We start from the raw sequence: 23,167 nt of genomic DNA, 5'->3' as shown, positions 1-23,167 counted from the left end.
CACTACATAGAGTGACGTGGAGGGGATCGAACCGCGAGGCGTCCGGGCGTGCTCAGGCGTCCTCCCGGAGCACCCGCTGGGCGACGGCGAAGGCCGCGTTCGCCGCGGGCACCCCGCAGTAGATGGCCGTCTGGAGCAGCACTTCCTTGATCTCGTCTGGCGTCAGCCCGTTGCGCAGCGCCGCCCGCACGTGCATGGCCAGCTCGTCCAGGTGACCGTGGGCGACCAGCGCCGTGAGCGTGACGCAGCTCCGCGTCCTGCGGTCGAGGCCGGGCCGCGTCCAGATCTCCCCCCACGCGTACCGGGTGACGAAGTCCTGGAAGTCGGCCGTGAAGTCGGTGGCGGCGGCCAGGGTCCCCTCGACGTGGACGTCGCCGAGCACCTCGCGCCGCACCTTGATGCCCCTGCCGTGGCCGAGGAACCGCGACATCAGCCCGGACACGACGTCCGCGTGCTCCAGGTTGGCCAGGTGGGCCGCCTCGGCGACCACGACCAGGCGCGCGCTGGGAATGCCCTCGACCAGGATCTCGGCGTGCTCCACGGGGGTCGTCGGGTCCTGGTCGCCCGCGATCACCAGGGTCCGCGCCGTGATCCGCGGCAGCCGGTCGCGCAGGTCGAAGGCGGCGATCGCCTCGCAGGCGAGCGCGTAGGACTCCGGGTCGGCGCCGAGCAGCGTCGTCTGCACCGGCTCGGCCAGCTCCGGGTCGACCCCGAGCGTGAACCACCGGGCGGTCACCAGGCCCGCCAGCCACGCCATGCCCTCGGCGCGTACGCGTGCCGCCCGCTCGTGCCACGGCCCCGGGTCCCCGAACCGCGCCGAGGTGCAGCAGAGCACGAGGTCGGAGATCCGCTCGGGGGCCAGCGCCGCGACCGTCATCGCGACCGCCCCGCCGATGGACACCCCGCCCACCGCGAACCGCTCGGTGTCCGCGAGCGCGAGGACGTCCCTCGCCAGGTCCTCGATGGAGAACTCGCCCTTGGCGGCGGGAGAGGCGCCGTGTCCCGGCAGGTCGTAGCGGAGCACCCGCCACGAACGGCTCAGCTCGGCCACCTGGGCCTCCCACAGGTGCCTCGTGGTGCCGAGCGAAGGCCCGAGCACCAGCAGCGGGCCGTCGTCGGGCCCGGTCACCTCGTAGCGCAGTTCCACGCCGCCTCCCCTCGTCCGCGACCGACCGATCACTCCTCGTGCTCACACGCTCGCGCGATACGCCTCAGGCCTTCTCTGCCTGATCGGAACCGGCGTCGACGGGCGACACCACCTATTTTGCCTGGCTACGATCAGGCGGGTTCCGCGAGGTACCAGCGGGCCTGTCCGTCACCGCGCGTGAGCGAGTCGAGCCGGCGCGGCAGCTCCTTGCGGGAGAACGGATCCCGGGTCGCGTTGCGGATGTGGATGCCGACGGCGTACATGTCCCTGATCTCCATGAGCGTCGGGTAGCCGTGCCACGCGCGCAGGTCGGAACCGTAGGCCCCGGCGAAGTCGTCGACGTCCGCCGCTGTCAGCCCGAACCGCCGCTGCCCGTGGTAGGTGTGCACGAGATCCCACTCACGGGGGCCCACGGCGACGCCGTCCCAGTCGCAGAGCACGGCGTGGCCGTCCTGGCAGCGCAGCAGGTTGTCGATCCACGCGTCCCCGTGCAGCAGCACCGGAGGCTCGGCCGTGTCCAGCTCCGCCCACCGGGTGGTCAGCTCGGCCACGCGGTCGCGCAGCCAGGCCCGCTGGCACGGCGTCAGCACCTCCTTGCGGTGCTCCACCGAGTCGCGCACCTCCGCCAGCGGGTCAGAGAGCCGCTTCAACGGGAACGGCGGCACCGGCAGCCGGTGGAGGCTGCGCAGGATGTCGCCGAGCTGCGTGGTCGTCGGCCTCCCGCTCGCGGGAACGTAGTGCCAGAAGGTCACCACCCGCCCCTCGTACACCAAGGGCTGGTCGCACAGCTCGTCGGCCGGGCGGACCGTCGGGAAGCCCTGGTCGGCGAGCCACCGGGCCACGGCCAGCACGACGGGCAGGCGCGTGAGGGCGTCCGGCGCGGTGGCGATGCGGACCACGATCTCGTCGCGGAGCTTGAAGACCGCGTTGCTCCGCACGCGGAGCAACTGCGCCTCCCGGGCGTCGAGGCCGACGCTCTCGCACACCTCCACGAGGATCGCGGCGGCCTCGTCCGCCAGCATGCTCATGGACGTTCCAGCGCGAGCTGCGGGCCCGCCTCCGCCAGCAGGTCGTGTAAATGTCGCGCGGCGGGCGTGCGCCGCTCCCCGCGCGGCACGATGGACAGCAGGGCACGGGCACGGGTGACCACGATCGAGGTGCGGTGCTCCGGCGGCACCTGCGTGAGGGCCTGCTCGGCCAGCCGGCAGGCCTCCTCGTACCCGCCGTCCCTGGCGACGTGCGCCGCCTGGTCGAGCAGGACGAGCGCCGGGTCGATCGTGTAGGGGCTGGAGGGCCTGGAGATCCACTCCTGCACCTGCTCGGCCTCACCCAGCTCGATGAGCGTGCCCATGCGGTAGAACTGCAGCCGCCTCTCGGAGAAGCGGAAGGCCAGGTGGTCGGCACCCTCGCGGGGCATGCGGGAGAAGATGCGCTCGGCCTCGGCCAGCGCGACGCGGGCGGCCTGGTGCTCGCCCATGCGCGCCAGGGCCCGCGCCTCGGCCGCCGCGCCGAGCGCCGCGGGCGAACTTGGAGCGCTCCCGGCCAGCATCCGGGCCTCGCGCGCCAGCCGTACGGTCTCGGTGAGGTCGCCGTAGTAGTACGGCAGCATGGCCTCCTGCGCCCGTACGAGGGCGCGCAGCCGGACCTCTCCCATGTCGTCGGAGGCCGCCCGCGCGGTGCCGTACCAGGCGTGGGCCTGGCGGGTGTCGCCGAGCTTCATCAGCGCGTCGGCCGAGAGCAGGGCGAGCATGGTCGTGGCGTTCAGCAGGCGGCGCTGGGTGACGGCGGGCTGCCGGGACGACACGAGCCTGCGCACGTCGGCGATCTCCAGCATCAGCCGGTAGAGCATCGGCAGCGGGGCGCTCTTGATGTACTCGCGGCGGTAGCGCAGTACCTGCTCGTCGAGCCGGTCGAGCTGGTCCTCGCTGATCGTGCCGGTGGCCAGCGTGCGGTCCATGTCCTGGCGGGTGCGCTCGACCTCGGCCAGCAGGCGGCCGTTGAGGGGGAGGCCCGAGCTCAGCAGGGCGTGGTGGAACAGCGCGCGGCGCTCGGCCTCGTCGTCGGCGTCCAGCGTGGGGACGCGGGAGTGCGGGGCGGCGTCCTCGGCGGGGACGGCGTGGGCCGGGGTGACGACCACGACGTTCGGGCTGTCACCGTCGTCGCAGTAGTCGGCCGCCAGGCCAAGGCGCACGGCGTTGGCGGAGTAGAGCCGGGCGATCTGGTCGATCGTCTGCGGCCGGGGACGCGCCCGGTTGTTCTCCCAGGCGTTCAGCAGGTCGATGCTGGCGCGGGGCAGCCCGAGGGAGTGCGTCTCGCACAGCCGCTCCAGCTCCTCGATCGCCTGGCGCGCCGACCACCCGCGTGCGAGGCGGTGGGCCTTGAGAAGGCTCACACCGCAGCAGCTGTTGATGGCCTGAGCCGTCTGCCATGGGCTCCACTGCCGGGCCACGGCCTGCTCCCTCCAGCGCCGCGCGCAAGCTGGGGAATGCTCTCCACGGGCCATGTCCGCCCTCCGCCACTGGAGTGTTCCGCCTTACGGATGTTTCCCAGATGTTAACCAGTCGGCACCTAAAGACCTACAGCGTTATGGGACTGATGCCTGGGCATCCGCGTGGTTTCCACGTAAACCTGGCGCCCAACCGACGGTATTCCACATATCAGTGGATTTGCTCTGATTGCCGGTAGGAGCTCGCGGGTTCAGTCTGGTCCCCAACCGGTCCCACCTTGTCCCCGCTGGAGACCACTATGAAGACGGCAGAACCAAGCATCCAGTCGGCCGAGGCCATCGACCACCTGGAGCGACTCGCCGCGCAGTTGGAGGCCCACGCCTTCCAGGTGCGCCTCACGGCGCGCACCGGACTCTATCCGCGCCTCCGCGTGATCAATCCGATGGCCCCTGCCGTCACCGAGGACGTGCTCGCCGCCAACGCCGCCGACGGCGAGTGGTGGTTCTGGCTGTCGTGGGCCGGCCGCATCGGCCACGCCTCCGACATCGTCACGGCGGCTGAGCGCATCGCCAGCGTCCTGCACGTGATCCGGCGCTGACCTCTCCTCCGATCCTCCGACGCGGTTTCCCGTACGGCTCGCGCAGGGCAAGACGCGCGAGCCGTACGCGTGCGGAGGCCTAGAAATGGGAGACCGGGCGTTCCTGGAGGACGCCGTCGAGGTAGGTGTCGACCTTCTCGTCGTAGAAGGCCACCAGACCCGCGATCTTCTGCGACTCCGGGAGAGGCGTCCGGTAGGACCAGACGATGTCCTTGTTTCCCCCCACCGACCAGTACTCCGCCTGGCCCTTGTACGGGCAGTGCGTGACCGTGTCGGTGTGTTCCAGCAGGTCGAAGCGGACATCGGTCTTCGGGAGGTAGTACCTCGGCGGCAGTCCTGTCTCGAACAGGACGCGCGCGCCGCGCGAGTCCGCGACGGTCACACCGTCCACCTCGACGCGCACGTGCCGCTGGCTCGCCAGGATGTCGACCCGGGTGTACGGGTCGCGGGCGTGGACGTAGACCTCCTCGTCCTCCTCGAACCAGGCGTCCATGGCGGCCCAGTCGAACCGCACCCTGCCCTTGAGCTCGTCGATGGGCGAGTCGCCGTAGACGGTGGCGGCGCCGGATCGGCCCTCGATGTCGTGGATCTCGCCGTCGCCCCGGCTCGGCGAGTGGTCGGTCCGCCCCGTCGCCGTGAGGCGTTCCATGTCGACGTCGTCCGTCGGGAAGTAGTACGTCGGGTAGTAGGGGATCTCCCACACCAGCAGCGCGCTGGAGGTGTCGGCCACCGGCCGTCCTCCGATGTACGCGCGGACACGCTTGGCGGTGGGCTCAACCCTCACCCGGCCACGCTTGGTCGGCTCCATGGTCCGGGCAACCCAGCGACCGCGACCGATATTCCCGACTTGCCGGTATGTCGTGCCGTCATCCAAGCTGGGTGGGTGCCGCCCAAGAAGATCATCATCGACTGCGACCCCGGCATCGACGACGCGCTCGCCATCACGCTGGCGCACGGCAGCCCGGCCCTCTCGCTCGTGGGCATCACCACGGTCGGCGGCAATGTCGACCTCGGCCAGACCACCGGCAACGCGCTGAGGCTGCGGGAGTTCCTCGGCTTCCCCGGCGTCCCTGTGACGGCCGGCAGCGCGGGCGCCCTGCTGCGCGCCCGGGTGGACGCGGCGGAGGTCCACGGCCCGCTCGGCCTCGGCGAGGCCCGGCTGCCCGAGGCCACGCTCCCGGTGCGCGAGGGGCACGCCGCCGACTTCATCATCGAGACGCTCAAGGACGCTCCCGGCGAGATCACCCTGGTCGCGATCGGCCCGCTCACCAACGTGGCCCTCGCCCTGCTCAAGGAGCCGAGGATCGCCGAATGGGCGCGCGAGTTCGCGATCCTCGGCGGCTCGTACACCCGGGGTAACTTCTCCCCCGCCGCCGAGTTCAACATCGCCGCCGACCCCGAGGCCGCCGCCATCGCGTTCGGCGCGGGCTGGACGGTGACGATGCTCGGCCTGGACGTCAGCCGCCAGGCCCTCGCCGTCGGGAAGGTGGTCGACCGCATGCGGGCCATGGGCCGGCTCGGCGCCGACCTGCTCGTGCCGTGCGTGGAGTTCTACGGCATGGTCACGGCCGACGAGGGCCCCGCGATCCACGACGCCTGCACGATCGCGTACCTGATCGACCCCGCACTCGTCACGCTGGAGCCCGCGGTGGTCCAGGTCGAGACGGCGGGCCGGTTCACCTCGGGGATGACCGTGACCGACTTCGCCCTCGCCGGCCGCGCGCCCAACGCCCTGGTGGGCACTTCGCTCGACGTGTCCGGCTTCTGGGATCTTGTCCTGAACGTGTACGAGGACGTCGCGCGGCGGATCGGCTAGCCCGGGCGCGTCAGGGGCGGATCGGTGGCGGGGCCGGGACGCTTCCTGGGAGCATGCCGTGCCATGGGGAAAAAGCGGCGGTGGCCGATCGCGATCGCCTGCCTGGCTCTGGTGACGGCGTGCGGCGGGGGTCGTACGGGGACGCCGCCGTCGGCGACCGTCCCGGCGGCGGGGTCCTCACCGGGCCGTCCGTCCACCTCCCCGGCCGCCGCCGCGACGGGAGAGACGGTGGTCTCCCCCGCGTGGAAGCCCGTCAAGGGCGCGAAACTCGAAGGGAGCGCGGCGCTCCTCGACGTGGCGGCGACCGGCCCGGGCGACGCCTGGGCGGTGGGATACAAGGGCAGCGCGGAGGACAGGGAGGGCTCCCCGGCCCTCCAGCACTGGGACGGCACGCGCTGGACCCAGACGACGGTCTCCCCTTCTGACGCCCGGCATCTGGTCGGCGTCAGCGCGGGCGGCCCCGACGACGTGTGGGTCGTCGGCAACGCCGAGAGCGCCTACGCCGCGCACTGGGACGGCGGCCGATGGACCGGGTGGCATCCGTTCGGGGTGGCCGACGACTACTCCCTGTCCGACGTCGCCACCACCGGGGAGCACGCCTGGCTCGTCGGCCGCACCCCCTCGCAAGGGGTGATCATGGAGTGGACGGGGCGGGGGTTCCGCAATGCCCTGCGCGCCGACGGGTACTTCACGGCGGTCACCGCCAAGCCCGGCCACGTGTGGGCGGTCGGCACCGACGCCCCGCCCGGGACCCCGGGCACGCCGATGGTCTGGCACGGCACCGCCGTGTCGGGGCCGGACATCCAGTCCTGGCAGCGCGGCCGTACCCCGGAGATCGCCGGGGGCGTCCTGCGCAGGGTCTGGATGGTCACACCGTCCGACGTGTGGGCGGTGGGCAGCGTGTCGCCCCCGGACGGCGCGGCGGAGGTCCCGCTCGTCCTCCACTTCGACGGCGCCTCCTGGCAGCAGGTCCAGGTCCCGGTCCCCCGGGGGAGACTCGACGGGGTCACGGCGTCCAAGCCGGACGACGTGTGGATCAGCGGCATCGACGCCGACCACTCGGGCCAGGTGCTCTTCCTCCACTTCGACGGCCAGAAGTGGACCCCGTCGTACGGCCCGCTGCTCCGGCGGGAGCGGGCCGACCAGCAGTACCCGGAGTCCGACGACATCGGCAGGACCGGCATCACCCGGGTACCCGGCTCCTCCCGGCTGTGGGCCGTAGGCTCCGTGGGCTGGGGAGACGCCGAAGACGACTTCATCCTCCGCCACGACTGACCGTCCCGCGAGCTTGTCGGGGCAAGGTCCCCCACAACGTCGAACTCGGACTCGGCACCGGAGCAACCCCGCGTGCGCAGGGGCGAGGCGCCCTCGCCGGGGATCCATAGGATCCGCTCGGGAGCATCCCCGCGTGCGCGGGGGCGAGACAGCGCCCGTCCGGCGTCCCGCTGCTCATGTAGGAGCATCCCCGCGTGCGCGGGGGCGAGCCCTTTCCACGGGTGGGGAGAGACCTCTACCCAGGAGCATCCCCGCGTGCGCGGGGGCGAGCCGGACGCGGTCAGAGCCGGTACGCCCTGCACGGGAGCATCCCCGCGTGCGCGGGGGCGAGCCGGACGCGGTCAGAGCCGGTACGCCCTGCACGGGAGCATCCCCGCGTGCGCGGGGGCGAGCACTGCCAGCAGCGTCTCGTGGACGTGACCGCCGGCGCCGGAGCATCCCCGCGTGCGCGGGGGCGAGGGCGGACGGGCGCGAGGTAGAACTAGCAATGCGGGAGCATCCCCGCGTGCGCGGGGGCGAGCGGTCCAGGTGCCGTTCGGCGTGCATGAACCGGGGAGCATCCCCGCGTGCGCGGGGGCGAGTCCGAGGGTGCGTAGCAGAGCCGCTCCCGCGCGGGAGCATCCCCGCGGGCGCGGGGGCGAGGACGGGGAACGGGTCAAGGTCACCACCGGCGAGGGAGCATCCCCGCGTGCGCGGGGGCGAGGCCGGGGTCATCGCCGCCGCCTCCGGTGCCGGGGGAGCATCCCCGCGTGCGCGGGGGCGAGGCCTCCTCCTTCCTCCCCGAAACCACGGTGCCCGGAGCATCCCCGCGTGCGCGGGGGCGAGCCGGTCAATGTTGTCGACATATCGGACGCGGAGGGAGCATCCCCGCGTGCGCGGGGGCGAGTGGGCCAACGCCTCGAACTCTGTCGCGCGGGCCGGAGCATCCCCGCGTGCGCGGGGGCGAGGCCCGCGGTGACCATCGCCGCGTACACGCCGCCGGAGCATCCCCGCGTGCGCGGGGGCGAGCCTGGTGGCGGGCCCCTCCGCCATGTACTGATCGGAGCATCCCCGCGTGCGCGGGGGCGAGCACACCCCACCAAATCCTCGGAGGTCGTCGTGAGGAGCATCCCCGCGTGCGCGGGGGCGAGCTCTTGCTCGGGGAGAAGGTCACGTCATAGAAGGGAGCATCCCCGCGTGCGCGGGGGCGAGGGGGGTAAACCTGGACCGACCGGGTGGCCGGCGGAGCATCCCCGCGTGCGCGGGGGCGAGTCTACGAGAATGATCACGGTACCAACCAACAGCGGAGCATCCCCGCGTGCGCGGGGGCGAGGGCTCCACTGGCATGCTCGGCTATCACGGGCGAGGAGCATCCCCGCGTGCGCGGGGGCGAGAGCGCAACCCGCTCTCGACCCTCGCGTTCTGGTGGAGCATCCCCGCGTGCGCGGGGGCGAGGAACACCCGCACCTCGTGAGAGCGCGGGATGAGGGAGCATCCCCGCGTGCGCGGGGGCGAGTCCGCAGTGGTCCTAGCGGCAATGTCAATGTAGGGAGCATCCCCGCGTGCGCGGGGGCGAGCCTACCGCCTCTGGATCGGGGTGGAGAAGATGAGGAGCATCCCCGCGTGCGCGGGGGCGAGTCTCTCTGCTCGTGTCGGAAGGAAAGCTACTGAGGAGCATCCCCGCGTGCGCGGGGGCGAGATGCCGCCCATGTCCTCTTGTCCACTATGCCGGGGAGCATCCCCGCGTGCGCGGGGGCGAGTGCACTTTCAAGCCGATGAGACCGAGCGCACAAGGAGCATCCCCGCGTGCGCGGGGGCGAGCGCGGGTCGACGCGCGATCCGGTGTAGTGCACCGGAGCATCCCCGCGTGCGCGGGGGCGAGACCAGGGTCGAGGGCGCCAAGGTAACCGACAGCGGAGCATCCCCGCGTGCGCGGGGGCGAGACGCACAACAGGGCCCCCGCGCGCGGGGGCCCTGGAGCATCCCCGCGTGCGCGGGGGCGAGGCCGTCAACGGGCTCGACACCGGCGTGTACGTGGGAGCATCCCCGCGTGCGCGGGGGCGAGCAGGTCGTGGGCCTCGGCGACGGTGGCGGCGAGGGAGCATCCCCGCGTGCGCGGGGGCGAGGTGGGCGGCAGCGACGAAGTGTACGACCCGCGGGGAGCATCCCCGCGTGCGCGGGGGCGAGCGCACCGTCGCCTGCCAAAGGCCGCTGGGCAACGGAGCATCCCCGCGTGCGCGGGGGCGAGCATCGCCGACTACGGCAAGGGGACCTGACGAGGGGAGCATCCCCGCGTGCGCGGGGGCGAGGCTTGCTGAGCTGGGCAATTAGGTGGTGGAGAGGCGGTTTTCATTCGGTTGGATTCTGCGGCGGGCTGAGAGGATGAGGCCGTCGTAGTCGGTGGGGTGCCAACGGTCTGTGCCTGCGGTGCGGACGGTCCAGCCTTGTTCGTTGTTGGCGGGCTCGACGAGGATGGCTTGGCCGTCTCCGATGCGGGTGGACAGCAGGTCCCATAGACGGTCGCGGATGCGACGGCTGGGGTTACCGACGAAGACTCCGGCGTTGACTTCGACCATCCAGCGCGTGAGGTGGCCGCGGAGTCCTTCGGGAGCGGCGATCAGGACGATAACGGTCATGAGGTGGCGCCGGGAGTGTCGAATTCGGGGCCGATGATAGCGATGTGGTCTTCGCCCATTGTTGGTCGGACAAGGTTGAGGCCGAGGTTGATGGCCAGGTCGGATTCGTCGGCCCAGTTGGTGCCGCCTGCGACGGTGCCGAGTTGCTCGTCCCAGAGTTGGTTCAGATCCTCATCGAGGAGATCTGAGCTTTCGGGGGCGAGGAGGGTTTTGATGTCGGTGACGATGCGATTGAGAAGCCGGGTCTGAGCGACACGGTCGCGCAGGCCGATGCGGGCGTCTCGTTCTTCGGTGAGGCCTTTGGCAGCGAGGTCGAAGGCCAGCGGGATGGTGAAGTCGGCTTTGTAGAGGTCGGCAACGTCCAGAACGAAGGAGATGGCGGAACCGGTGTGGACGAATCCGAGGCCGGGGCTGGCTCCTATGCCGACGATGACGGCGTGGCAGATGCCGTAGAGGGCGGCATTGGCGGCTGATAGGAGCCGGTTGAGGTCGTCACCCGCCGCATGGGCGTCGCCGGCGCGATACTCGCGACGGTTCCAGGCCACGCCGGTGCGCTGTGAATGCGCCTGGTAGAGCTTGCGGATGCGTGATCCTTCACGACCGCGGAGTTGCTGCATTGTGGCGGTGGAGACGTCCTCGCCGGGGAAGCGCATCCCGTACATGGCGCGGGCGACGTTCAGCCGTTCCTTGGTGCGGGTGACGAGCCAGGCTTGGCGGTGCAGAAGCCCGGCACCGCGAGCGGGGCCGAGCCCAGCGGCGTACATTCTGACGCCCTGTTCACCGACCCAGCACACGGTGGTGCCGGAGTCGGCGAGCAGGCGGATCGCGCCGTGGGTGACACGGGTTCCCGGGCCCATCAACATGACAGCGACCATCGCGGCGGGCACGCGGACGGTCTCGCGCTTGTTGATGATGACCACGGCGTTCTCGTCACGGTCGATGTGACTGCGCTCGACGTAGACGCTGGAGACACGGTCGGAGACGCGGTGCAGGTCGTGGGGGTGGGCTTTCCACCAGATGTCGGCCATCTCGCCTCACTGGCCGGTCGGCAGTGGGGCGAGGGTGAGCAGTCCGCACCCGTAGGCCTTCGATGGGCCGATGCCCCCCAGCAGCGCGCTGGTGAGTAGAGCACTGTCGGTGACGCGCAGCCGACCCTCGAAGGTCGCGGTGTGAAGGATGATCTGCCTGCCCCGGCCGCCCCTGGTGAACGTGCGGCGGTCTCTAGCGATGAGCCGGACGTCGGGAGCGGGCACGGCTTTGTCGTCGGCGAGGCTGGGAATGGGGGGGTCGGTGCGCGCTACGGCGATCTCGAAGCCGCATCGCGCCGTACGGTCCAGGAGCCAGCCGAGCTGGGCGTTGGCGGTGCGGTGCGCTAGCCGGAACGATCTGCGGTCACCGGCTGCGATGCGCGCGGCCTGAGCCGGGGTCGGCTTATCGGGGTGGTCGGTGTTCTGGACCGGGCTTGCTGTCAGCCGGAACGCGAACTCTCGGCCGGGGGTGATCCGGGCGAGCAGTGGCGCGTAGTCAGCGATGGCGAAGTGCTCGCCGTCTGCGTCGGGCCAGCCCGCCGCTTCGACGATGTGAGCCCAATCGGGTTTGGACTGTGTGAGGACGAACAGCAGAGGGCGGTATGGGTTGTCGGCGTCCAGTCGCCAGAGGATGCGCTCGCTGTCAGGCGTTCCAGGGATTCCGGCACAGATGTAGGAGTGCATGACTCTGGGGCTGGCGAGCATGGCGCGGCTTTGGGCGCGAAGCGGGTTGATCCTGATGCGAGACAGATAGCTCATCGAAGGTCACCAGCCCAGCAGAGCGAAGGGATCGTGTGCCGAGGAGGCGTCGGCAGGCGGGACCGGATCGGGGAAACCAGTGGGGATCGACCGCCAAAGATGCGTGACACGACGAGTGGCGTAGCGGCGATCACGCGGGTGAAACGACACGGGCTCATCGTGCAGGACCTGATCCCCGTCGGCCGCCTCAACGGTCACCATCAGATCGATGCGCGCCAGCCGTCCGTGTCTCCTTTCGAACGCGTCCCGGGCACGGCCGCCTGCCTGCCAAGGTTGGCTGGTCAGTGCCTCCAGAATCGAGTCGTTCTTGACCCCGAGCAGGATGGGCTGGGAAGGGACGCAGGAGCGCCGGCCCAGTGCCAGGGGGAACGCGGGGTGAGTGACGGCGTTGGCCAGGGAGTGCACCAATGGTGCCGGCCCCGCGATGGCGGCGACGAACACCGCGTCCTGGAGGTAGAAGCGCTGGGTTACATGCGTGTACTTGGCGGGTGAGGTCGGCTTTTGAATGCCTTTGGCCGATACTGCTGCCTGAGGCAGCGGCCGATCCTGGTAGTCGCTGACGGTGTGGTAGTCCCGCAGCAGCGTGCCCTCCTGATCGACGCGGACTCCCATGGTCAGGCCGAGCAGATCGCCGAGCGGCTCTTCACGCGGGTGACCCGCGGCGGCGGCGAGCAGTCCGATCACTCCGGACTTGGTCGGCTGCGGCCGTGTGTCGCGTCGGTTGAACACACTTTGATCGCCCCAGGACTGCATCGGCCCGGCCAGCCTCAGCAACAGGACGGCCTGGACGAGGTCGGGTCCGGCCATCAGTTCGTCTTCCACGAGGCGGTCAGGGCGTCGTTCAGCCCGGACAGCAGTTCGCTGAAGGTCTCGTTGGCGCCGAATGCCTCGGCGAGGACGTCGTCCTCGAAGGCGTGGGAGACCGCGACGTGCGTGGGCTCGTCGCCCCACTGCCTGCTGGACCGCACGTACTCCTTCGCCAGCCGCACGGCTGAGGTGGCGGCGATCCCGTCGCTCTCCCTGACCGGACGTTCGAAGGCCGACACGAGGTTGACAGGCTGGTCGTCGCGAACCACGACCGCGACCAGGCTGGGCCGGGTGCGGTGAGCGAAGGAGTTGATGTGGCCGGTCGGCATTGACAACGCGAACGCCTCGGCGAACCGTGTGACTGTCTCGATTGCGGCCTCGACACTGCCGAGGTTGGTTGCCAACTGGTGAACGCCGACCGTGGCGTACCGGTAGAGCGTCGCGGCGTTGAAGCCGATGTTCCCGAGCATCCCGGCGCCGGACTCGTCAGCCTCGTTCTCGTCATCGACGGCTGTGTAGTAGTCCGATTCGATCTCGGTCGCGTGGGTGGAGATGGCGTGGGCTACCTGTGTGGCCGCGTCCACATTCAGCGATGGGATGTCGGCGACCATACGGCCGAACAGGGCCACGCCGATCGGGTGGCCGGTCTTCAGCCGCTCCGCGACCGCTAGGTCCTTCGTCGCCGCCTTGAGCTGCTCGTCGTCCAGTTCGGCCAGGTCCTTGGCCTGGTCGGCGATCAGACCGACGATCGCGTCCAGCTGCTGGTAGCCGAAGAACAGCAGGTATGCGGTGTTCCCTGCCTTCTTGCCGGCCTTGATGCCCAGCGGTTCCAGCAGCGCCCCGGCGATCCGCTGAGCGGATTCGGGCTCAACACCCGTTCGCAGGACGACCCGCTCGGCCAGTTGTCCAGCGATCCGCTTGGTGCGGGTGCTCTGGTCGGCCTCGGGCAGCTTCTCATCGAAGGCGCGCCGGGTGGCGCGCTTCCACGCCTGGGACGAGACCCGGGCCCGGCGTACCCCGCCGAACTTGGCGTCCTTCGGATTGCCCTGGTCATCCCGATTCAAGTTGGCCGGGGGAACCGTCTGAATGATGTGGATGTCGACGTACTGGCGCTTAGACATCGTTGTCTCCGCTGATCTCGAAAAAAGGGGGACGTGTTTCAGGATTCGGCCGAAGGCTCGTCGCCCGCCGACTTGTGCTTCCAGACCTGGTAGTCCATGGCCCATTGGCGGCGCGCGGCGCGTCGACCGTCGTCGTAATGCCAGTCGTGAACGAGCCGCATCAGGTGGTCGTAGTCGAGAGGCTGATTGATGGTGCGCAGCAGATCGACCAGGCCCCGCAGGCGGATCAGCAGCGCATCGAAAGTGGTGGTCGTGGCAGCCGCTTCGACCCGATCGTCGATCGCCTTCGGGCTGAACCTGTCGCTGTCGCGCAACTGCGACAGGGCCCTGCCGAGCCGGACGTCCGGCCGGTGCATCGAGACGCTCTTGGACTGCTGATGCAGCCCGTACAGGGCGAGCGCCGCGTGCTCGGCCCGCTGTTCGAAGGACGTCTCTCCGCGTCGAGCCAGCTCATCATTGATCTCGCAGGTGTAGTGCGGCCACAGTTTCGGTACCTCGCCGAACTGCCGACCGAGTCCGGCACGCATCGCCGCCAGGTCCTCTCCAGGCGGCGGGCCGATCGGACGCTTGGTTCGTGTGTCCGTCAACCAGGTCCCGTCCGATGCCACACGATTCCAGTAGCGGGTCGCCATCGAGTTGTTCACGCTCCATCAGCAATTGGGGGGGAACGGGGTGTGCCCGTCAGGCCGCACGCCATTGGGCGGCGGCGCGCTGCAGGATGGTGGATAGATTTCGCCGCAGCCGCCGCTCCGCGTCCCCCAGACCTGGAGGCGAACCGGACTCTGCCTCGCCACCGGCCCGGCGACCGGCGAACACCGACTCCGGCACCGCGGCGAACACCGTGTCGGCGACCTCGCGCGTGATCCTGTACGCGACCTGCTCCCAGGCCAGCAACACCGCTGACAGCCGCTCGTCATCGAGCCCGCTCGCGTGACCGAGGACACGGCGAACAACGGGGTCCAGCAAGTGGAGAAGCTGCTCTCCGGGGCGCTGGCCCTTGTCCCATGGAATCGGATCCAGCCCCGCAGCCCGCCGCAGATCGGCCGAGAGGTGATTTATCGCCCGGGAGAGCTGCTCTGCCTGACTGGTCATCTCCACCAGTGCGCCGTACACCTCAGCGTCCGCCTGCAGCGCGTTCACCGGCAACGGGATCAGATCGTGGTAGATGTCGTCGATGGCGGCAGACTTGTTCCCGTAGGTGATCCCGAAAGCCTCGACACGCAAAGGGTAGTCCTCCGGGAGCGTTCCATCCGAGCGGAGGTCCGCGGCCTGCCTGAGCAGACTGCTCGTCTCGACCGAGCCGGTTTCCAGGTCACTTTGGTGGACGGCCAGCAGCGCTTCCAAGCCGCGCCAGATCGCCTTCCCCGGGACGTGCCGACGTGGTTTGCGGTCGGCGGCCTTGGACTTGCCGACGGGTTTGTCGTACTTCCACGCCGTGTGAGGCTCCCACTCCGGGAGCTCTCGCATGCGGTCCCCCGCTGCCACAATCACGCGCCTCACACGCACACCCTGTGCCGTCTGTTCCGGTATGAGGCGGATTCGGCGAGACTGCCACGTCCACAGACCAAGGAACCCGTCCGGGTAGCCGTCGGCGTCCCAGCCCGGACCGGCCGGAGGACGCCGCCATTGCGGGGTGCCGAGCGCCCCCCTTGGTCCGATGGGCAGGTTCAAAAGCAGCGTCTCATACAACGTACGGCCAGTGGGGATGAGGACGCCGAGCTGACCCAGCGGACCCGTGGGGTTGCCCGTCGTCTTGCCGGCCTTGACCTTGCCATCGCCTTTCGCACCGGTCTTGATCGCCGCCGTATCCCAACAGTGTGCGTGAACCAACCACCGCATCGCCTCAGCCGCCGTCAACGCAGGCGGCTCAGCCTCGGTCCGCGACCCGAACAGCGGCACGTTGTTGCCGGTGAACTCCGTCGCCACCAGCAGCCCCGCCCCCTTGGTCTCCCCGCTCACCGCCTCCAGCTCCCCCGCCTGGGCGAACGGGGTATCACCGAAGGCATGGAACCGGGGGCCATGTTCCGCCAGATATTTCTGGATCTGGTTAAGCTCGGTCTCATTGAACGCCCCAGCTTCGAAACGCTTTAGCCACTCCGCTCGATCCGCAGGCAAGCCCACGGCATCTGCGACGATCGGCAGCAGCACCTGCCTCAGCAGCGCGGGAACCTGGGTCGCAAGCTCGACGACCAGTTCAGTGAACGAGTTCGCCTCTGTCAGAGCCCTCTCGATCCCCACCTCAAGCAGAGCGCCATCATCCCGCCGCCGAAGCGGCAGCCATCCGTCGGATGTCAGGTCGAAATGATTCATAATGGCCTGCCTCAGGGGGAGCGGCTACCAGGTAACAAAGTCAGGTGTGAGCCTAGAGGCGGGCACCGACGTTTTCCGCCGCACGGATATTTCACGGTCCGAATATCATGGTTTGGGCACATATAGACCGAAGTCTCCAGGTCGTCAGCCGATCCGTGAACGACTTTCGATGCTTTCCCGGACCATCCGGACAGCCTGGTCCTTTAGCTCCGGCGGGTACCGGCGTGGAGAGGGACGCGAAGAACGGGATTTACCGGACATTACTTCCTCCCTTGAGCTACGGGCGCACCGATTGATGAACACGATGCGTCCTGTTTGGGTTGCGCTCCGCGATACTGAGGGCATCTTAAGCGGCCAATTTCGTCGCGCGCAGGAAGTCAGCGAATCCAGTCGAGGCCGGGTCGCCATGCGGTTCACACGTCGAAGATGGTTCACTGACAATGGCAGCCATTGACGCTGGGTCGCCCATCGGCCTCGCCAACGCGGGGATGATCCAACGATGCGCCCGGTCTGCGGCGTCGGCCCCGCGCGCGCGGGGATCACCAGCCGGATCCTCTGTGAGCGTCAACTGACACTCACAGAGAACCTGCACGGGTTCGCGTGCTCTGCCGGTCGCTTCGCACTCGCGTTGCGCCGGGCAGGCAGTTTGTTGGTATTCCAACCCAGGTCGCTACTGGGGGTTGTCGAGGACCAGCCCCAGGTCGTTGTCGTAGCGGACCCTGAATCGATCAAGCCTCGCCTGGCTTTGGGCGTCGAGTTTCAGGGCTCGGCTGTAGCGAAGCCACGGATGTCCCCGCCAGCCCGCCAACGGTTGGAGCTCCTTCTCGGCCGCCGCGGCGAGCTTCGCCGGAAGGCGCACCATACCGCCGAGAACCTCGTCGACGAGGTGGGCCGGCACCTCGCCGTTGGGGCCGAGACGCCTGCCCGTCCAGGAGGTGTAGCCGTCATCGTCGTTGTGGACGATGACGACCTCGACGCTGGGCTCCCCGTCGCGGACGATGGCGTGGACGATCTCCTCATCTGCCTTTGTCTCCGCGTAGTGCAGGCCTTCCAAGGTTTTGTTCTCGTGTTCCTTGAAGCGGGTCAACAGGAACTTCTCGGCGCTTGTGGCGCGAGCCCGTTGCTCTGCTTCCCATGTGGCGAACGCCGCGGCTTCTGCCTGTGCCCATGCTTCTGGGACGACCGCCTCATCGCCGTAGGCGGCCGCGACCAGTTCAGGGACCTGACCGGGGATCTTCCAGTGCGAGTGGTCGGCTGCGCGTACAAGCGCGGACGTTCGCAGCAGCAGATAGCGACCGTAGATCGCATCGCTGGCCGGGAGGATCCAAGGAGCGCCCTTGTCGCAGGCTCCTACTCCCGTGATGACGACACAGGGTTCGCGGAGCCGTGCGGGGCGCGGGACACCATCATGGCGATGGAGCCGGCCGATCCGCTGGAGAAGCAGGTCGATCGGGGCCAGATCAGTGATCAGGAGGTCGGCATCGACGTCGAACGATTGTTCTGCGATCTGCGTAGCGACGAGGACGGTGCGGGGGCGACGATCGGTCGATGGTCCGAGCCGGGCCAGAGCCTCCTGCGTTCGGTCTGCCCTGTGGCTGGCATGCAACCGGCCGTGAAGGAGGTAGACGTCAGCTTCTCCAAAGTGAGCACGTAGCGCCTGGTAGGTGTCTTGCGCGCGTTCGACGGTGTTGCGGATCACCAGGGCGCACCCGCCGTCTCTCAGACGCTCGGTTAGGACCGCGACGACATCGGCATGCGTGCTGCTTGATGGCTCGGACCTCGCATGAGGGGACTCGGCGAGCACCTCGACCCTTACGTCGAGATCCTCGCGCCAGGACGAGCGGTCGTCGACGAGCTCGCGCGGCCCCGCACCGTCGACCCAGACCGCAGTGACGTTCGGGTAGCCGCCGGGGGTGGGCAGGTTAAGTGCCGGCGGCTCCTCGCGTGACGAAGCGCCCGCGAGATAGGCATCGACCAGGGCACGCCGCTGAGAAGGCGACAGGGTCGCGGACAGGAGCACCACCGGGACACGCGCCTGTCCTAGCCAACGCAACCCTTCGAGCAAGAACTGGGACATGTAGACGTCAGCCGCATGGACCTCATCCAAAATCACGATCTTCCCCGCGAGCCCGGCCATCCGCAGCATCACGTGCTTGGTGCGGGTCGCGGCGAACAGCAGCTGATCGATCGTTCCCACGACCAGGGGAGTCAACAGTCCACGTTTGCTCCCCAGAAACCATTCTGCGGGGGCACGCCGCTCGGGGACCTCCCCGGCGCTGAACGAAGAGAATCCGTACAGAGCGTCCTCGTCGACCGTCCCATAAATGTCATCAGGACTATCTCCGACCTCCTCCAGCAGCTCCTGCCATTCTCGGTTGAAACGGCGCTTGCCATGCAGCAGCGCCACCTGTGATTCCAGCCCGGGCGACACCTTTCCCGCCCAGGCGCGTACCTGGGAGAAAATCGGGTCGCTGGTCGCCTGGGTCGGCATGCCGATGAACACCCCATCCGCTCCGAACCGGCCGGCCAGGATCTCCGCCGCCAACAGAGCGGTCTTGGTCTTGCCCTCACCCATCGGCGCCTCGAAGATCAAAAGCCCCGGGCCGGCCATGCGTCGAGCGGCGTCTGTCACCATCACCTGCGAAGGACGCGGCTTCTCCCCAAAGCGATCTTGGAAGGCATTGGCCCCAGGAACTTCAAGCTTGCCCCAGCCGCCCCGCAACCCCAACTTCTCCCAAGCCCCGGCGGCACGCTCACGGGATGCCGCCAGGCTCACATCCCGCAGATCATCCACCCCCGGGAAATAACGTTCGTCGCTGGCGATCCAGTCGGCCATCACCACCAGGCCACTCAGGTGCAGTTGGTCGGCTCGGCTGGGCACCCGCACAGGCTGAACATCCTTCAGATCCTCGAACCCCAGCTGGCGGGTGAGGACTTCGACAACCGCCGACTGCACCCGGCGCCATTCGAGGCCCTTGCCATGCAGATGACCCCGCGCACGGACAGGTTCGATCAATCTCCCTGAAGAAGGAAACTTCCCGTGGTGCCCGGCGACCAACGGCCATATCCACGAAATCTGGTCATCCGACCACCCGGCTCCGCGCAGCACGTCCCGGATGAGCTTCCCGCCGGCCCGGTCATGTCGCCAGCGTTGGCCTCCCGTGGGCATCCAGGTCAGGCCTGCTTGCCGGACGGCCTGCGCCCCAACCTCGTCCATCTGCTGAAATGCCGGGGTCGCCTTCCCGCAGTCATGAACGCCGCAGACCCATGCGAAGAACCGGCGCCCACGCCCATGACCTCCAGCCACCTCCTCCAGCAGCGCCTTCGTTGACGGGGCAAGGTATCGATCCCAGATCTGCTCAGAGACCGCAGCTGTATCCAGGAGGTGGCATATCAGCAAATTCATGCGCCCCGCTGCCTTCGCAGCCGATTTCCCCCACAAGACACCTAACTGCCGAATCGCGTCCGGATCTTTGAGGAACCCGAGCTCATGACCGTCCAAGATCGCCTCCTCGGCATCGCCGACCAGGCAGCAACACTAGAAGTCGCCACCGACAAAGGAGTGGCGATCGTCGTATGTCGTATAAGGTCGGCGCGTGATCCGGGAACGAACTAAATGAAAACCGAGGCCCAGCCCAGCAAACCCACAGGTCAACAAGTGTCGGCCCCGCGCACGCGGGGATGATCCTGCCCGTGATAGCCGAGCATGCCAGTGGAGCCCGTCGGCCCCGCGCACGCGGGGATGATCCCCTGCGGACGACGAGCCCGTTGCGACCGCGCAGGTCGGCCCCGCGCACGCGGGGATGATCCGGGGTCGTTCCCGTACCCCCAGAGCATGGAGGAGTCGGCCCCGCGCACGCGGGGATGATCCAAGGTCGGCCCCCTGGAGAGGGCCGACCCGTGGGTCGGCCCCGCGCACGCGGGGATGATCCCTGGCCATCCGTGAGCGGGATGAGCTGCGACGCGTCGGCCCCGCGCACGCGGGGATGATCCCTGCGCGATCATCCTGGAGTTGGCGGCGTCGTAGTCGGCCCCGCGCACGCGGGGATGATCCCCGATTGGCCGCGGGCGCGGCCATGGGATCCACGTCGGCCCCGCGCACGCGGGGATGATCCCCCGCCCGACGACCCCGAGGTCCGCGAGCGCATGTCGGCCCCGCGCACGCGGGGATGATCCCATGGGTCACTTACCCATCGCGGCGCGGAGGCTGTCGGCCCCGCGCACGCGGGATGATCCCACCTACCGACTCGTTCCGCGTCCGTGGGACGAGTCGGCCCCGCGCACGCGGAAATGATCCTGCCGTCTCGGTCTCGACGACCTGCCCCACCCGGCCGGCCCCGCGCACGCGGGGATGATCCGCGTGTAGTCCTGCCGTTTCCGTTTCCGAACGGGGCGGCCCCGTGTCGGGCGTGAGGTGCACGGCCAGAGGGCGGGAGTAGAACAAGGTTATGGGCCCTTTTGTGCGGGGGGTTGGGTGAGGATTTGGGCGAGGGTGTGGCGGCCGGAGATGCCTAGTTTGGCGTAGACGTGGCCCAGGTGGTTATTGACGGTTCGGAGGGAGAGGTCGAGGCGGTCGGCGACGGCGCGGCCGGGCATGCCGGCCGCGATCAGTTTCGCGACCTGCAGTTCCCGGGGGGTCAGTGACGACTCGCTTCCGGTCAGGTCCGTCAGCGGCGTACGGGCGCCGCCGCACTCGGCCAGCAGCTCACGCGCGAACACGAGCGCGTTCTTGGCCGCGGTGCGACGACCCGCCGCGACGTGCAACCGGTAGGCCGTCGCGGCGGCCTCGGCGGCGGAGAGCAGGTGGCCCATGTGGTGAAGCGTCTCGGCCGCCTCAACCAGCAGTTGGGCGTCGTCGGTGGCGAGCGCGGTGGCCACCGTGGCGAACGCCTCCGTCGCGGGGGTGGGGGTGTCCCTGGCGAGCTCGTTCAGCCGGTCGCACACCTCCTTCGCGGCGCCGAATCTCGCGGCGTCGGACAGTGCCAGGGCCTCGACCAGCGGTGCCCCGGCCTCGCGGGCGGCCTTCGCGGCACCGATGGCGCGGCTCGCGGCGAGGGGGAGGTCGAGCGCGGCGGCGGCCGACCAGGCGCGATTTCGCTCGATCCAGGGCTCGAACAGCGCACCCGGTGACGCGGCGTCGTCCATCCGGTTGAGCCAGGTGTCCGCCTGGACGGTGTCCCCCGCCATCGCGTGCGCGCCGGCCAGTTCGGCCAGGTAGACGCGCCTCAAGCGGAGCGGGTCATTCCCGTCGAGCAGCACGATGGCCTCGCGCAGTGCCTGCCGTGCCGGCTCCACCCGGCCCTGGGCCTTGGCCACCATGCCACGGGCGGCGGTCCACAAGCCGACCAGGGGTGCCAGCTGGGTCTCGACGGCCTCGCGGTACGCGGTCTCCACGGCCTCGGACGCGGCGGTGAGTGCGCCGCCCAGCAGGTCGGCGAGGCACCTGGCGCCGTGGATCTGTGCGAGGGCCCAGGGCAGCGCCGTACGGTGCGCCGACGCGACCGCGAGGCCCGTGGCGTTCGCCCGTTCGACGAGGCCGGTGTCTCCCACGAGGGCGGCGGCGACCATGATGGCGGTGGCGACCGAGATCGTGGCCCGCGCCGGAGGCGGGCACGGCCCGGCGAGCGACGACGGTCGCGGGCACGGCCCGGCGAGCGGCGACGGTCGCGGGCACGGCCCGGCGAGCGGCGACGGTTGCGGGCACGGCCCGGCGAGCGGCGACGGTTGCGGGCAGGGCCGGACGAGTAACGCCGTGCCGAGGGCGAGCGACCGTGCGACGTGCCCTTCGAGGAGCATCGTCCAGGTTCTGACGGCGTCCGCGGCCCTGTCGCCGGTCGGGGGCCTCGGAGCCGGTGATGCCGCGTGACGCCAGTAGTCGATCTTCTCGTTGAGCATGGCTCGCCGGTCGGCGCGTTCTTCGCCGTCGCATTCGTCTGGAGCCGGGAGTACGCCGGCCGCGTCGGCGTAGCGTCCCTGCGACGCCAGCACCTCGGCCAGGGTCAGATCCGCGTCCACCCCGCCGCCGGCGTCGCGGGACGCGACCGCCAGGCGCTCGGCGACCTCGAACTCCAGCCGCTCGGCGGCGCGCCGGGCGGCGGCCAGCAGTTCCCGCGCCGACGAGCCGAGCCCCGCCCTCCGCCTCCACACGGCCAGTTCGAGCGGGTCGTCCGCGCGGCGGCGCGGCGACGCGGCGAGGGATTCTGCGAGCCGTCCCCAGATCGCGCGGGCCCGTGCGCGTGGCATCCGGGCACGGATGACCTCCCCGTACGCGGGGATGGTGAGCCGGGTCTGGTGGCGCGAGCCGGCGCGTTCGACCACCACGAGCCCCCGTCGCTCCGCCTGCACCACGGCGGCGTGGCCGGTGATGCCTTCGAGCACGGGCTGGCAGAGGGGTTCCTTGCAGGCGAGCACCTCCAGCACGGCCAGCACGGCCGGGTCGTCGACCTGCATCTGCGCCTCGATCAGGTCGCCGAGCCGGAGGGTGACCTGGATCCGGCCGTCCAGATGCCAGAGTCCGTCGACGCGGCGCAGCGCCGATCCGTCCAGGCCCGACTGTACGAGCTCGCGCAGCACGAGGGGATTGCCGACGGACAGGCGGCGGAGCGTGCGCCGGGTGACGGCGTCCAGGGGACTGTCCAGGCCGCGTTCGAGCAGCGTGTCGACGTCGCCGTCGCTCAGCGGCTGCAGATCGACGCGCCATGCCACCCGTTCCTTCCACAGCGTCGTCACCACGTCGGGCGTCGTCTGGCCCTGTCGTACGGTGAGCAGCACGAAGGTCCTGGTGTGCACGGCGAGGTGATAGACGAGCGCGGCGGAGGCGCTGTCGAGCAGGTGGGTGTCGTCCACGACGAGTACGGGGCGTTTTCCCCCGCAGACGGTGAATCGCTCCACTATGCGGCCGAAGGTGTGCCCTGTGACGGGGATCGCCGAGTCGCCCAGGGGGGCGAGGTGGAGCAGCGCGCCCAGTGAGATCGTCCCGGCGGATCGGGTGCCGGTCGCCCAGGCAGTCGGGTGCCCCATCGCGTCGAGCCGCGCGGCCGCCTCCCTGGCCAGGCGCGTCCTGCCCACTCCGGGTGTGCCCACGATCACCACGCCGTCGACACCCGCCTGCTCCGCCGCTTCGGTGATGGTGCGCAGCACGGCGTCGCGTCCGACGAGCGGCCACAGATCGCTGGGGCGCGCGTCACGCGGACGGCTCTCTCCCATGTCGCCCTTTCAGAATGTCGTCACAGTGACTACGACAC

16 protein-coding genes and 2 CRISPR repeat arrays are annotated in these 23,167 nt (G+C 69.7%); of the genes, 3 read left to right on the top strand and 13 right to left on the bottom strand.

The features are described from left to right. Nucleotides 1-52: 52 nt before the first annotated feature. The 3 genes from pcaC to ACGFIV_RS08860 all read right to left on the bottom strand — a co-directional run bounded on the left by pcaC (nt 53) and on the right by ACGFIV_RS08860 (nt 3,596). Entirely contained in the window at nt 53-1,147 is a 1,095-nt protein-coding gene (gene pcaC / locus ACGFIV_RS08870; RefSeq protein ID WP_358548952.1) for a 4-carboxymuconolactone decarboxylase, read from the bottom strand. A gap of 131 nt (nt 1,148-1,278) precedes the next feature. Then, complete coding sequence (locus ACGFIV_RS08865) at nt 1,279-2,175, bottom strand: phosphotransferase enzyme family protein (protein ID WP_392833301.1); 897 nt, start codon at nt 2,173-2,175, stop codon at nt 1,279-1,281. Further along, nucleotides 2,172-3,596, bottom strand: a complete 1,425-nt coding sequence (locus ACGFIV_RS08860; protein ID WP_358560982.1) for a helix-turn-helix transcriptional regulator — start codon at nt 3,594-3,596, stop codon at nt 2,172-2,174. Before ACGFIV_RS08860 ends, ACGFIV_RS08865 begins: the two co-directional genes overlap by 4 nt. A gap of 296 nt (nt 3,597-3,892) precedes the next feature. Between ACGFIV_RS08860 and ACGFIV_RS08855 the strand changes: the two genes are divergently transcribed. Next, nucleotides 3,893-4,192, top strand: coding sequence for a hypothetical protein (locus ACGFIV_RS08855; protein ID WP_358560980.1), 300 nt, complete (start codon nt 3,893-3,895; stop codon nt 4,190-4,192). A 79-nt stretch (nt 4,193-4,271) separates the two neighbouring features. On the opposite strand, the gene ACGFIV_RS08850 is transcribed toward ACGFIV_RS08855, so the two are convergent. Continuing rightward, on the bottom strand, nt 4,272-4,976 hold the full coding sequence (locus ACGFIV_RS08850; RefSeq protein WP_392833297.1) for a DUF427 domain-containing protein: 705 nt from the start codon (nt 4,974-4,976) through the stop codon (nt 4,272-4,274). Nucleotides 4,977-5,075: 99 nt separating this feature from the next. On the opposite strand from ACGFIV_RS08850, the gene ACGFIV_RS08845 reads away from it, so the two are divergent. Then, nucleotides 5,076-6,008, top strand: coding sequence for a nucleoside hydrolase (locus ACGFIV_RS08845; protein ID WP_392833295.1), 933 nt, complete (start codon nt 5,076-5,078; stop codon nt 6,006-6,008). Between the two features lie 63 nt (nt 6,009-6,071). Further along, entirely contained in the window at nt 6,072-7,283 is a 1,212-nt protein-coding gene (locus ACGFIV_RS08840; RefSeq protein ID WP_392833293.1) for a hypothetical protein, read from the top strand. Nucleotides 7,284-7,342: 59 nt separating this feature from the next. Next, nucleotides 7,343-9,571: direct repeats of the CRISPR family, unit length 28 nt; unit sequence GGAGCATCCCCGCGTGCGCGGGGGCGAG. A gap of 18 nt (nt 9,572-9,589) precedes the next feature. Here the strand turns inward: ACGFIV_RS08840 and cas2e are convergent. The 9 genes from cas2e to ACGFIV_RS08795 all read right to left on the bottom strand — a co-directional run bounded on the left by cas2e (nt 9,590) and on the right by ACGFIV_RS08795 (nt 23,129). Then, nucleotides 9,590-9,898 carry a type I-E CRISPR-associated endoribonuclease Cas2e gene (cas2e, locus tag ACGFIV_RS08835; protein WP_392833290.1) on the bottom strand — a complete coding sequence of 103 codons (309 nt, stop codon included), beginning with the start codon at nt 9,896-9,898 and terminating at the stop codon, nt 9,590-9,592. Beyond that, nucleotides 9,895-10,926: a type I-E CRISPR-associated endonuclease Cas1e gene (gene cas1e / locus ACGFIV_RS08830; RefSeq protein WP_392833287.1), complete on the bottom strand. Its 1,032-nt coding sequence runs from the start codon at nt 10,924-10,926 to the stop codon at nt 9,895-9,897. The genes cas2e and cas1e overlap by 4 nt, the downstream gene beginning before the upstream one ends. 6 nt (nt 10,927-10,932) lie before the next feature. Continuing rightward, nucleotides 10,933-11,685, bottom strand: coding sequence for a type I-E CRISPR-associated protein Cas6/Cse3/CasE (gene cas6e / locus ACGFIV_RS08825; RefSeq protein WP_392833284.1), 753 nt, complete (start codon nt 11,683-11,685; stop codon nt 10,933-10,935). Between the two features lie 6 nt (nt 11,686-11,691). Then, nucleotides 11,692-12,507 carry a type I-E CRISPR-associated protein Cas5/CasD gene (cas5e, locus tag ACGFIV_RS08820; protein WP_392833281.1) on the bottom strand — a complete coding sequence of 272 codons (816 nt, stop codon included), beginning with the start codon at nt 12,505-12,507 and terminating at the stop codon, nt 11,692-11,694. Then, nucleotides 12,492-13,613: a type I-E CRISPR-associated protein Cas7/Cse4/CasC gene (gene cas7e, locus ACGFIV_RS08815; RefSeq protein ID WP_392833279.1), complete on the bottom strand. Its 1,122-nt coding sequence runs from the start codon at nt 13,611-13,613 to the stop codon at nt 12,492-12,494. The genes cas5e and cas7e overlap by 16 nt, the downstream gene beginning before the upstream one ends. A gap of 38 nt (nt 13,614-13,651) precedes the next feature. Beyond that, nucleotides 13,652-14,257 (bottom strand): type I-E CRISPR-associated protein Cse2/CasB, encoded by a 606-nt coding sequence (casB, locus tag ACGFIV_RS08810; RefSeq protein ID WP_392833276.1) that lies wholly within the window; start codon nt 14,255-14,257, stop codon nt 13,652-13,654. A gap of 37 nt (nt 14,258-14,294) precedes the next feature. Next, nucleotides 14,295-15,923: a type I-E CRISPR-associated protein Cse1/CasA gene (gene casA, locus ACGFIV_RS08805; RefSeq protein WP_392833273.1), complete on the bottom strand. Its 1,629-nt coding sequence runs from the start codon at nt 15,921-15,923 to the stop codon at nt 14,295-14,297. A 670-nt stretch (nt 15,924-16,593) separates the two neighbouring features. Then, nucleotides 16,594-19,425, bottom strand: coding sequence for a CRISPR-associated helicase Cas3' (cas3, locus tag ACGFIV_RS08800; protein WP_392833270.1), 2,832 nt, complete (start codon nt 19,423-19,425; stop codon nt 16,594-16,596). Between the two features lie 158 nt (nt 19,426-19,583). After that, a CRISPR array of direct repeats spans nt 19,584-20,281; the repeat unit is 28 nt; unit sequence GTCGGCCCCGCGCACGCGGGGATGATCC. Nucleotides 20,282-20,369: 88 nt separating this feature from the next. Next, nucleotides 20,370-23,129 carry a LuxR C-terminal-related transcriptional regulator gene (locus tag ACGFIV_RS08795; protein ID WP_392833267.1) on the bottom strand — a complete coding sequence of 920 codons (2,760 nt, stop codon included), beginning with the start codon at nt 23,127-23,129 and terminating at the stop codon, nt 20,370-20,372. Nucleotides 23,130-23,167: the final 38 nt, after the last annotated feature.

It is taken from the genome of Sphaerisporangium sp. NPDC049003 (assembly GCF_043197795.1).
In the GTDB taxonomy this organism is placed as follows: domain Bacteria; phylum Actinomycetota; class Actinomycetes; order Streptosporangiales; family Streptosporangiaceae; genus Sphaerisporangium.
Note: the sequence above shows the minus strand (reverse complement) of the source record. Positions and strands in the feature narration are given on the sequence as shown.

Bases quoted from the DNA above. Each gene is read 5' to 3' on its own strand.
- casA (WP_392833273.1), bottom strand. From the start codon at position 15,923: ATGAATCATTTCGACCTGACATCCGACGGATGGCTGCCGCTTCGGCGG.
- cas7e (WP_392833279.1), bottom strand. From the start codon at position 13,613: ATGTCTAAGCGCCAGTACGTCGACATCCACATCATTCAGACGGTTCCC.
- cas2e (WP_392833290.1), bottom strand. From the start codon at position 9,898: ATGACCGTTATCGTCCTGATCGCCGCTCCCGAAGGACTCCGCGGCCAC.
- cas1e (WP_392833287.1), bottom strand. From the start codon at position 10,926: ATGGCCGACATCTGGTGGAAAGCCCACCCCCACGACCTGCACCGCGTC.
- cas6e (WP_392833284.1), bottom strand. From the start codon at position 11,685: ATGAGCTATCTGTCTCGCATCAGGATCAACCCGCTTCGCGCCCAAAGC.
- ACGFIV_RS08795 (WP_392833267.1), bottom strand. From the start codon at position 23,129: ATGGGAGAGAGCCGTCCGCGTGACGCGCGCCCCAGCGATCTGTGGCCG.
- ACGFIV_RS08840 (WP_392833293.1), top strand. From the start codon at position 6,072: ATGGGGAAAAAGCGGCGGTGGCCGATCGCGATCGCCTGCCTGGCTCTG.
- ACGFIV_RS08865 (WP_392833301.1), bottom strand. From the start codon at position 2,175: ATGAGCATGCTGGCGGACGAGGCCGCCGCGATCCTCGTGGAGGTGTGC.
- ACGFIV_RS08855 (WP_358560980.1), top strand. From the start codon at position 3,893: ATGAAGACGGCAGAACCAAGCATCCAGTCGGCCGAGGCCATCGACCAC.